The sequence below is a fragment of the Chloroflexota bacterium genome, assembly GCA_016197225.1.
In the GTDB taxonomy this organism is placed as follows: Bacteria; Chloroflexota; Anaerolineae; order Anaerolineales; family VGOW01; genus VGOW01.
In genome coordinates, this window is record JACPWC010000067.1 from 1 (window position 1) to 10875 (window position 10875).

The 10875-nt window shown below is 58.6% G+C and carries 12 protein-coding genes; 4 read left to right on the plus strand and 8 right to left on the minus strand.

Features of this window, described 5'->3' with window-relative positions; genetic code table 11:
* The 7 genes from HYZ49_12600 to HYZ49_12630 form a co-directional block, all read right to left on the minus strand.
* Positions 1–803 (minus strand): hypothetical protein (locus HYZ49_12600; GenBank protein ID MBI3243125.1); only part of this gene is annotated, 803 nt, incomplete at its 3' end.
* A gap of 34 nt (positions 804–837) precedes the next feature.
* Entirely contained in the window at positions 838–1590 is a 753-nt protein-coding gene (locus tag HYZ49_12605) for a ribonuclease Z (GenBank protein MBI3243126.1), read from the minus strand.
* 101 nt (positions 1591–1691) lie between these two features.
* Entirely contained in the window at positions 1692–2660 is a 969-nt protein-coding gene (locus tag HYZ49_12610) for an NAD-dependent epimerase/dehydratase family protein (protein ID MBI3243127.1), read from the minus strand.
* Positions 2661–2747: 87 nt separating this feature from the next.
* Complete coding sequence (locus tag HYZ49_12615) at positions 2748–3602, minus strand: sulfurtransferase (GenBank protein ID MBI3243128.1); 855 nt, start codon at positions 3600–3602, stop codon at positions 2748–2750.
* The gene (locus HYZ49_12620; GenBank protein ID MBI3243129.1) at positions 3602–5689 is read right to left on the minus strand and encodes an SMC family ATPase; all 2088 of its coding nucleotides are present in this window, start codon (positions 5687–5689) and stop codon (positions 3602–3604) included. Before HYZ49_12620 ends, HYZ49_12615 begins: the two co-directional genes overlap by 1 nt.
* An 83-nt stretch (positions 5690–5772) precedes the next feature.
* Positions 5773–6219: a four helix bundle protein gene (locus HYZ49_12625; protein ID MBI3243130.1), complete on the minus strand. Its 447-nt coding sequence runs from the start codon at positions 6217–6219 to the stop codon at positions 5773–5775.
* Between the two features lie 17 nt (positions 6220–6236).
* The gene (locus HYZ49_12630) at positions 6237–7568 is read right to left on the minus strand and encodes an exonuclease SbcCD subunit D (GenBank protein ID MBI3243131.1); all 1332 of its coding nucleotides are present in this window, start codon (positions 7566–7568) and stop codon (positions 6237–6239) included.
* Positions 7569–7590: 22 nt separating this feature from the next.
* Here HYZ49_12630 and HYZ49_12635 point away from each other — a divergent pair, with 22 nt between their 5' ends.
* From HYZ49_12635 to HYZ49_12650, 4 genes are read left to right on the plus strand one after another with little or no spacing between them, the layout of a single operon-like run.
* Entirely contained in the window at positions 7591–8022 is a 432-nt protein-coding gene (locus tag HYZ49_12635) for a nuclear transport factor 2 family protein (GenBank protein MBI3243132.1), read from the plus strand.
* The gene (locus HYZ49_12640; GenBank protein MBI3243133.1) at positions 8009–8227 is read left to right on the plus strand and encodes a YHS domain-containing protein; all 219 of its coding nucleotides are present in this window, start codon (positions 8009–8011) and stop codon (positions 8225–8227) included. Before HYZ49_12635 ends, HYZ49_12640 begins: the two co-directional genes overlap by 14 nt.
* Positions 8211–8978, plus strand: coding sequence for a dienelactone hydrolase family protein (locus HYZ49_12645; protein MBI3243134.1), 768 nt, complete (start codon positions 8211–8213; stop codon positions 8976–8978). The genes HYZ49_12640 and HYZ49_12645 overlap by 17 nt, the downstream gene beginning before the upstream one ends.
* A 39-nt stretch (positions 8979–9017) precedes the next feature.
* Complete coding sequence (locus tag HYZ49_12650; GenBank protein ID MBI3243135.1) at positions 9018–10187, plus strand: putative DNA binding domain-containing protein; 1170 nt, start codon at positions 9018–9020, stop codon at positions 10185–10187.
* A gap of 145 nt (positions 10188–10332) precedes the next feature.
* Here HYZ49_12650 and HYZ49_12655 read toward each other — a convergent pair whose 3' ends face one another.
* On the minus strand, positions 10333–10596 hold the full coding sequence (locus HYZ49_12655) for a hypothetical protein (protein ID MBI3243136.1): 264 nt from the start codon (positions 10594–10596) through the stop codon (positions 10333–10335).
* Between the last annotated feature and the right edge of the window lie 279 nt (positions 10597–10875).

Here is a 10875-nt window from a genome sequence, read left to right on the forward strand (position 1 = left end):
ATCACGCCCAGCCGGTCTGTGTCAATCTCCGGGTAGGCGGCCAATACCTCAACGGCGGCGGCCCCAATGATTTCGTCGTCCGGCTTCAAACGCGGTCCGTCAAAGGCATCGCCGTGCGCGGGCAAGTCAACACAAAAAGTGGCGTAGCCTGCCTCGCGAAACAGGCTGAGAGCGTGATCGAAACTCTCTTTGTCGCTGGCCAGCGGATGAATCGCCAGCAGAGCCGGGTAGCGTTTTGCGCCGCCCGCGCTCTCTTTAGTCTCCTTTGGAAAGTGCAACAGGCCGGCAGTGCTTCCACGCGGGTGATCAAACGAAAGGCGCTCAACGCGCTCGCCTGTGATCGCGTTCAACATGACATAGAGCCGCTGAAGTGTAGGCAGTATGCCGTGCCAGTCGCGCATGGGCATGTGAATGTAGTAGCCGTCACCGCCGTAGGCCACGCCCAGCAAAGCCAGCGCCGCCCGGATTTCGCGGACGGCGTTCTCACGATCATCTTTTGCCGCCGCCTGGTCGGCGGCGGCGAGGTGCGGCTCGGCCAGCGCCGCCCACTCGGCCCGCCACTGACGCCGCGAGCGCAAGCGGGGCGACACGTAAGCCAGCGTCTCCGGCGGCACGTTGATACGAGCGAGGATGGATCGATTTTGCGGGGTGTCGAGGATGAGCGCCCCCAGCCCCAAACGCAGAGCAAGCTCAAAGAACGGCACGGGCGGCCCGGGGATCATCTGCCCGCCCCTGGTAGTGACGGGCGTGGTGAGGTTGAGGGAGAGGAGATAGGTGGGGAAGGAGGAGGTATCAAGAGGCATAGTCACCTTTTCACCTTGTCCCCCCATCACCCGGTCACAAACTTACTGTCATCACCCTATCCGGCTGTAACACTTGCCCGCCAAAAATCTCCTGCCCGCGCACGTAATCGGCGATGAGGGCGCGCTGGGCGGTTTGCTGGTGAACAAGAATGAGCGTTGACACCTGCGACTCAGCCGCAATCTCCAGCACAGCCTGAACGTGGGTGTGCACCGGCCCTTCCTTCCCCGGCAAAGCGTAGCACTCATGCACCAGCACGTTCGCGCCTTTGAAGAGGGCGCGGCTGGCGGGCGTGGCTTTGCCGTCGGCGCTGTAAGCGAAGAGCGCCTGGCCGTTCTCCTCCCAGCGGGTGGACAGCACGGCGATACCGTGATCCGGCAAGGCGGTTTTGATGGTTATCGAACCAAGCGTCACCGTCTCGCCCGGCGCACATTCGACGAAGTTCACCGGGAACTTGAGGCGGGCCATGCCGGGCGTGTAAGCCAGGTCGAACAGCGTCGTCACGTATTGTTTCGTGTTCGGCGTGCCGATGATCGTGAGCGGTTTCCGGCGGTTGGCAGTCTGGGCCACCAACAGCAAGGCGGGCAAACCGAAGGTGTGGTCGGCGTGGTGGTGGCTGAGCAGAATCGCGTCTAAAAATTCCGGGTCAAGCGAGCGCCGCCACAGCGCCTGCACCGCCGCAAAGCCGCAGTCAATCAATATGTTTTGCGATCCCTGATAAAGCAGTGAGGTGTTAGGCAGTTGCGGATCGAAGGCTTCGCCACTGCCGAGGAAAGTAAGAGTTGGCATTGTTACTCCCCTTGAACCACGAAGTCACGAAGACTCGAAGAATCACAAAGTCTTTCTTGTCTTCCTTTGTGGCCCTTCGTGCCTTTGAGTCTTTGTGGTGATCACTTTTTTGCTTTCTCAGCCAGTAGTGTGTCAATCCACGCCTGCTCGGCGCTACGCGGATTCCAGCCCAGTTCGCGTTTGGCCTTTTCAGACGAGTAGCGAAAGCTGACGTAACTCCCCTCGATGACTTCGCGTGAGATAAAGGCCGAGATGCCAAACAATCGCAACAACGGTTCGGCCATCATCCCTTGAATGACCGCCAACGGCCTGGGGAGCCAGATGAAGGGCGGGATGCCGCCGACGGCTTTCTTCCAAACTTTCATCAGTTCGCGGATCGTGATGGAGCCGCCGCCAAAGAAATAAGTCTCGCCAACCCTGCCCTTCTCCGCCGCCAGCGCCAAACCCTCGGCCACATCATCCACGTAGCTAAACGTGAACGCGCCGTCAGGCGCCCAGATGAGAGGCGGCAAAAGATTGCGAACATACAGGCGCGCAAAGTAGCCGAACGCCGAATGATCGCCCGGCCCGAGAACCTGCGCTGGGCAAACGATAATGATGGGCGCGCCTTGTTTTTGATGCTTGAGGGCAATCGCATGGGCTTCGGTTTTTGACTGTTCGTAGAATGTGAGCGGGCGCGAGACGCGAGTGAAGGACTCGTCTACGGTTTGGCCGCCGGTGTCGCCGATGGCTGTTGTAGAAGAGGTGTATACGATTCGCGGAATCTTCAACTCGGCGGCCAGCCCCAGCACATTCTCAGTGCCGGTCACATTAATAGCCTGCATCTTCGCCTTCGCCGACGAGGCGATGCCCAATTCGTACCAGCCCGCGTTGTGAAAGACTATGTCTGCATCGGCCATGCCGGCCCGCATCGTTTCGCGATCAGTCACATCACCCTTTACAGTTCGCACACCCTCAATCGAACTTTGGCCGGAGCGCGCGAGCAGTGTCACCTCCCAGCCGCGCTTGAGCAGTGCCCGCGTGAGTGGTTGGCCGATGAAGCCGGTGCCGCCGGTTAAAAAGACTCGCATCACATTCCCTTTTTCACCGCGAAGGCGCGAAGAACGCAAAGAAAAGAAAAACTTTGCGCCCTTCGCGCAGCGGTCTTCGCGGTGAGATTATTCCTGGCCTGTCGCTACCGGCCTTGTAGGATCACTGCACCATTCACTCCACGAGCCAGGATAAAGTTTTGCGCCGGGCAGTCCGGCGGCTTCTATCGCCAAAACGTTGTGAGCCGCCGTCACACCACTGCCGCAATAGAAAACGGTTTGCTCCGGTTGAGCATCGCCCAGCAATTTGTCAAATTGAGCGCGAAGCTGGTCGGGCGGCAACACGCGCCCCGACGAGTCCAGGTTTGCGCCCCAGGGCCGGTTGCGCGCGCCGGGGATGTGCCCGGCTACCGGATCAATCGGCTCTTCGTCACCACGATAACGGGCTGGAGCGCGAGAGTCGAACACGGCCCACGAAGAGGATCGGGCCAGTTCGCCAACTTCGTCGGCGTTGCGGATCATGTCGGGCCGGGGGTGGGCGACGAAGACAGTGGGAGGCCGGGATTCTGCCCCGGGGCGGGTTGGGTAGTTGGCGGCTACCCACGCCTGCCAGCCGCCATCCAGCACCGCAACCCGATCGTGTCCCATATACTTCAACAGCCACCATAGCCGCGCGGCGGCCAATCCTCCGCCCACGTCGTCGTAAGCCGCTACTTGAGTCGACTCTGAAATTCCCCAGGCGCTGAAAATTTTGATCAGCGAGTCGGGATCGGGCAGAGGATGGCGACCATTTATTCCGGTCTTTGGGCCGCTGAGGTCCTGGTCAAGGTGAGCGTAGACAGCGCCGGCGATGTGAGAGTCTAAATAAGCTTTGCGGCCTGCTTCGGAGTCTTCGAGCTTGAAGCGGCAGTCGAAGATGGCCCAGTTTGGGTCGGCAAGATGAGGCAGGAGTTGTTCGGGTGTAATGAGGGTTGTGAAAGCCATCATGCCACCGCGATTTGTGAGCCGTTCGACGTTTTGATCACGTCAATGCGAGCCGGGAAAGCATCCTTGAGATCGTCGAGGTGGGTGATGACCAGGATGCGCTGGAAGTCGTCTTGAATAACGTTGATGGCTTCCACCAATCGCTCGCGGCCCTGCGCGTCTTGTGAGCCAAAACCTTCGTCAATGATCAACGTTTGCAGTTGCGCCCCGGCGCGGCGAGCCAGCAGGCGCGAGAGGGCGATGCGAATGGCGAAGTTGACTCTAAATTGTTCGCCGCCGCTAAAGTTTTCATAAGCCCGCGTGCCAAGCTCGTCGGCGATCTGGATATCGAGCGTCTCGCGCACGTCGCCGGCCTGCGTTTCCTTTTGGGTGTTGAAGCGCACGTTCATCCGCCCGGCTGTCATGCGCCTCAGCAGGTCGTTGGCAACGTTTTCAATTTCCGGCACGGCGGCTTCGATAATCAGGGCCGGGACGCCGCGTTTGCCAAAAGCCTCACGCAGTTCTTCATATATGCCTTGCTCGGCGGCCAGCTTCTTTTGAGCGGCCACTTTTTCGGCGCGATATTTGGTGAGCGAGTCGAGCGAAGCAAGCCGCTGGCGGGCCGCGCCTAGTTCTTCGGTGGCAACGCGGGACTCGAAGCGCAGTTTGTCGAGCGCATTCTGTAAGTTGTCGGCGTCAACGGCTCGCAAAGCGTATTGGCTTGCTTCGGCGTCGAGGGCGGCGCGCTGGGCGCGGTCGGCCTGCAGGCCTTCGAGCCAGCGGTTGCGGCGGACGGCCAGGGAGTCGATCTGGGCGCGGGCCTCGGTGGCGGCCACCACTTTGCCCTGCAGGTCGGCCAGCTTCTTTTGCAGAGCCGAGCGCTCGCGCAGGTCGGCGTTGATCTGAGTCAGGGCGCGATCAAACGAGGCCAGTTCATCAGCCAGCGCTTTGAGGCGGGCGGTGTTTTCGCGGTAGCGGGCGCGGCGCGAGTCCACTTCGGCGCTGAGTTCTTCAATGATTTGGTGGCGGTGATCTTCGGTGAGGGGCTGGCCGCAGGTGGGGCAGATTGGCTCGGTGGCTGCGCTCAGGGTTTCGACTCGTTTTTTGAGCGGCTCGGTCTGCGGGCCAAGCGTGTCGTTCTCGCCCTTGCGTCTGGCCGACTCTTCGGCGGCGGCCTGTCTCTGCTCAGTCACCTTTGATCGCTCTTCTTCGCGCGCTTCAAGTTTGACGAGGAAGGTATTCACAGAATCAAGTTCGCGGGCTAACGAGACGGGGTCCCCTTTGGACTGGGCGGCCCGTAGTTCAACGTCAATCTCGGCTAATTCTTTTTCGCCGCTTGCGATTCGTTTGTCGAGATCGGCCATTTGCTTGCGAAGCGCGTTGAGGGCGTCGCGGGCTTTTTCCACTTCGGCCCACTGCGACTCGGCGGCGCGAAGCTTCTCTTGCGTCTCGCTCAGCTTGCGCTCGGCGGCGGCGAGGTTGGCCTGGTACTCGGCGCGGCGGTTAAGTTCGCGGTCGTAACCGGCGATCTCGCCGTCGAGGGTGATGATGTCTTCGCGCAGAGCGGCGATGCGTTTCTTGGCCCGCTCTTCGTAAACGCCCCACTGGTCGAGTCCGAGAATGTCGGCCAGCACTTCCTTGCGTTGAGCCGGAGTCTTGCGGGTGAACTCGTCGGCCTTGCCCTGTTGGATGAAGGCCGAGTTGACGAAGGTGTCGAAGTCGAGCTTGAGCAGGCCGATGATTTTCTTCTGCGTTTGCAGAATGGTGGCCTCGCTCTGGCCTTTCCACTTGCCGTTCTCCTGCGCTTGCAGTTCGAGCGAACTGCCTTTGCCCTTGCCCGCCCGCTTCTGGCGAATGACTTGATAGACGTCGTTCTGTGCGCTGAAAGTAAAGGCCACGCGCATTTCCGTCGCGCCCTGATAGATCAACTCTTCGTCGGTCTTGGCCCGGGCGCGGCCCCACAGCGCCCAGGTCATCGCGTCGAGCAGAGACGATTTCCCCGCGCCGTTGTCGCCGGCCAAACAGGCCACGTGCAGGCCGCTGAAGTCGAGCGCGTCCGGCTCTTTATAAGGAAGAAAGTTTTGCAGTTCGAGTCGAAGAGGGATCATAATGACGAATGGAAAAGGGAAAATGACAAATGGCGAATGGCGAATGACAAATGATGAATGATGAATGATGAATGGCGAAGAGGTTATTTGGGCTTGTGGGCGTTGCGTTTGATAGCGGCAATGATGCGGGAAAGTTCCATAGCTTCGCGGATAAGCGATTTGACCTCGTCGTCGTTTGCCAGCAATGTTGCGTCAACTAAGCGGAGCCAGTAATGAGACTCTTTCGCCTCCTTGAGCGCAACAGCGGTTTTGTGCACGAAGTCAGCTTTGCTCTCGGCGCCGTCAGCCTCCTGCATGTTTGCGCCAACCGAGGTGCCCGACGCGATGAATTGCCGTCCGATCTGTATGCCTGCTGTGGTGCGAGGCAAACGGTCAACCAAGCGAATCACACGCACACCAAACTCAAACGTTCTTTCCTGAATATTGCGGGGCGATGCAGACACATCCCCTCCTTTGTCATTTGACATTTGACACTTGTCATTTTCCATTCGCCATTTGTCATTTGCCATTTTCCATTTGTCATTTTCCATTCGTCATTTTCCATTCGTCATTCGACATTGAACAGACTTTCTGCCATCTTCGCATATTGAGCCGCCTCTTCGGGCGTTTTGCCTTTGGACACAAAATAACGCTCGACGAGTTGGGCCGGGGTGAGCGTCTCGGGGCTGACGCCGCCCAGCGCCGTCCGCACTTCGCGCTCAACATTTTTGCTGATGGCGGCAATGGTGGAAACTTCGGCCTCGCGCAAAGCCTTCTCGATCTCGCGCTCACGCAGGGATGCTTCCTGATGAGATTTAAGTTCGACGCTGACTCGCACGATCGCGCCCTTGAGATCGCGGCCCTCAATCCGGGCCAGCACCGCCGAGGTCGGGTCAGCCGCCTCTTGCGCGTCAACTTTGATCGTGACAAATGGCCGGCTGTGAACTTTGACGAACTCCCACCTGGTGTGGCCCCGTTCAAGTTCAACCCAGCAGAAGCCTTTAGCTTCCACCTCTTCGCCAAAGTCAATGCGTTCGAGAGAGCCGGAATAAACAACCGGCGGAGTCTGGCCCCCACCCCGGCCCTCCCCCGCTGGAAAACCGCCAGCAGGGGAGGGAGAATCCCCTCCCCTGTCTGGTGCAATTCCAGACGGGGGAGGGTTAGGGTGGGGGCTATCGCTTGCCGTCAAATTCTGATGCTTATGAATATGCCCCAGCGCCACATAGTCCCACACCGGATCAGCCAGCGACGACTTCGGCACAGCCAGATCGCGCCCCAACATCACCGACCGCTCCGAGCCGAACACCGCGCCCGTCACCGAGAAGTGCCCGGCCAGGACTCGAGGCATGTCCTTGTCGGCGGCCTCGGTCGTCAGGTCGCGCAACATGGTCACGATGATCTCCTGCAACGCCGAGTCGAGCGTTTCGATGGACACGCCGCGATGCTCTTCCTGGGCCAGCAAGCGGTTGCGAATCGGATACGGAACCCAAGCCAGGAAGACCGGGCCGCGTTTAGTCTGCACTACCTGACTGCCATCGCGCCAGCCGACGATGACGTTAGGCACATCCAGGGCGCGGAAGATGTCGAGGCTGGTGGCTTTGGAGGCCATGCCCGGAATGTCGTGGTTGCCCACCAGGAGCAGAACCGGAATTTTGTCGGCCAATTGTTTGATGCGCTTGGCGAACTCGCGTTGCTGGGTCGGGTCGGGGTCGCGGGTCTTGAAGGCGTCGCCGGCGAACACGACCAGGTCGGCGTCGTGGTCGAAGGCATACTGGATCACTTCGTCCAGCCGCTCCAAAAAATCGCGCACCCGGCTGGAGATGCCAAGCTGGGCGTCGAGCTTGCCATAGTTTTCCATTCCAATGTGCAGGTCGGCAAAGTGAAGGAGACGGATGGGCATGAGTGAATTATAATCATAAAAGATGACAACACACTTTATTCACCAGCAGGCGTTGGCGTTCGCCGCCAGGCTCGACGCCAACGACTTTGAAGCCGTCAAACCCCTGCTTGCGCCCGATTGCCGCTACGACACAACAGACCAGGCGCTGACCGGCCCGGAAGCAATCCTCAAGTCGTATCGTGAGAATAGCGAGTGGGCGAAGGCGACGCTGGAGTTGATTGACTATGAAAGCCGGGTTGAGGAGTCTGGAGAAGAAACCGCCGCTGTTCTTTTCGCCGATCATCTCACCCATCACGGCCTGACCCACACCTACCGTTGCCGCCAACACCTGACCTTTGGCCCGGAGATGACCATCATTCGCATCGAGCACGAGGAGCTTCCGGGCGAACGAGAGAAGTTGGACGAGTTTTTCGAGCGGTGTGGAATAAAACGTGGAAACAATGACTCAAACTGAACCTATGAACGACTCTGAAGCCGTCACTGTCTGTGGCGGAAAAATTGCCGAGCCGGATCGCTATCCCAGCGCGATCTATCGCGGCCAGCGAATTTACTTTTGCGCGCAGGCTTGCTTGCGCGCGTTTGAGGCTGACCCCGGTCGTTTCATGGCCGGCGAGATCAAACATCCCCTTGAGGAGGAAACCCATGTGTTACGACAATAATGCTCGACCACCTGAACACGGCATCGGCGGCGGCGGCTCAGGAGCAGAAGCCACCCTTACCGCCAGTGACGGCAACACCTTCATGGCCTTCGTCGCCCAGGCTGATCAGCCGAAAGATGCGCAAATTCTGATCTATCCCGATGTTCGCGGCCTGCACCCTTTCTACAAAGAACTAGCCCTGCGCTTCGCCGACGCCGGGTACACCGCGCTGGCGATGGACTACTTTGGCCGAACTGCGGGGCTGACGGCGCGCGAGGACTCGTTCGAGTTCATGCCGCACATGGGCGCAATGACCTGGCCGACGTTTACAAACGACGTGCGGGCCTCGGTAGCCCATTTGCGATCCCTATCCCCAACGCCACAACCCATCTTCACCGTCGGGTTCTGCATGGGCGGCGCGCTCTCGTTGTATTCGAGCATGGAAGACCTGGGGCTGACCGGCGTCATTGGATTCTATGCCGGGATGCGGCGGGCGTGGATTGAGTCGAAAGGGACTCTCCCCGACGCAGGGGTCCACGCCAGGATTCCGGTGCTGGGCTTATTCGGCGGCGGAGACCCCGGCATTCCCGCCGAGCAAGTCCACGCCCTTGACGCCGCCCTCGACAGATCCGGCGTCTCACACGCCATCCACAGCTACGGCGGCGCGCCGCACAGTTTCTTCGACCGGCGTTATGCGGAGTGGAAGGAGGCGTGTGATGATGCTTGGGGGAAGATTTTTGGGTTTATTGAGGGGCAGGGGAAGACAGGTTGAATTATACTTGTGCGAAAGCGGGCAAAGTGGAGGATCGCAATGACGCTTGCAGCCAATGATATTCTTGCTCTGATTGCGGGCGGGGAGGGGCCGACTGTCGAGTTCAAACGCGACGTCTCTCAACGGAGCGACACGGCCGGCGAGTTGATCGCCTTTGCCAATTCAGGCGGCGGAATGCTGTTGGTGGGAGTGGAGGATGGCGGACAAATCGTCGGCGTCCCTGATGCCGACGCGGTGATGAACACATTGGCAAACATCTCACGCGACAACTGCCGCCCATCACTATATCCGCTTATTGAGCGAGTGGAAATTAATAGCCTGAATGTGATTGCCGTCCGGGTAGATAAAAGAACCGGGCCGCCCTACGAAAACAACAGCGGCCAGTGTTATATTCGTGTCGGCGCAACCAAGCAGTTGGCCTCGCCACAACAACGCGCTCGCCTGCTTCAGCAAGCAGGGCTATATCATTTTGACGAGTCGCCTGTAGCCGGGACGACCATTCATGATTTAGACCGGGATGCTTTCCGGCATTACTTTGAGACGATAGCGCGGCAACCGCTGGAAAGCATTGGCCTGCCGCAGGAGCGATTGCTTGAAGGGACACGAGTAGCGACGACGGTGGATGGCGTTCAGCGATTGACGGTAGCCGGAGTATTGGTATTTGGCCGGGAACCGCAGCGCCATTTGCGCCAGAGTCGCGTCTCGGCAGTTCGCTTTTTGGGCGATGAGGCGACGGCTGATCGCTTAAGCCCGCAGGAGTTAAACGGAACACTGCCGAAGTTAGCTAAACAAGTCGAAGACTATGCCTTGCAGTACACGGGGGTTTATTCGCGAATCGAGGGATTGGTGAGGTCAGACAAGCCATTCTACCCTTCGCCCGTCATTCGCGAGGCCATCGTCAACGCCGTTGCCCATCGTGATTATGGCATTGCCGGCAGTCAGGTGCGGGTATTTATATTCGATAATCGCTTTGAAGTTCGCAGTCCGGGCGGCCTGCCGAATTCAATGACGTTGGAGAGCATTCGCCTTTATAACCACGAATCGCGCAACCCCCTCATCGCCCAGTTCCTCAACCGTCTGGGATTGATGGAGGAATTTGGAGCCGGAATCCCAACCATGATTCGGTTAATGAAGGAACACAATAACACCGAACCGGAGTTCGCGGTCGAGGGAGAAGAGTTTGTAGTAAGGCTGTTCGCCAAAATGTAGCGGCCCTCACGCTATTCACCTCTACGACGGCGCGCCGCACTGTTTCTTCGACCGGCGTTATGCGGAGTGGAATGAGGCGTGCGATGATGCTTGGGGGAAGATTTTTGGGTTTATTGAGGGGCAGAAGAAGGGGGCGGGGTAAGAGTCAGTCTCCCGTTTCAGCACGGTCTATTGGGCCAGATTCTTGCATTTGCTGTAACAGGTATTGGGCCCAGCCAGAAAACTCTCTGAGAGAGGCGGCTATCATTTCGGGATCGTTGTTGATGTCCGGACTTTGCAGAAAATCATATATGGCAAGGTATTCGCCTTCGCTGACATTGTCAGGATTAGGGAATATTCTTTCGACGAGCGAAGGCTGAACCTCGCCGTCTGGCTGTTCATCGCTCATCAGCTTATAACGGTTAGCCATTGACTTCCTCTTCTCTAAATCCAGCGTAAATCACGGTCGATAAGCTGAGATATATATTTCTGAATATGCCTATCTGCCAGCCGACAGTACATAGCTGACTCATAACCGCCCGTGCATCGCTTAGATCAATAAGGCTTAGCGGAATGTGTCAACCCTTTGAGACAACTTGGTTGGGAATTTAGTGTAGATCGTCCGTGTCTACACCAGTAGTTTTCGGCAAGTCAGCCGGGGCAGCCAGCGTCACCTGCGGCGGGTTGATCCAGACCGCCGTCGGTAAGG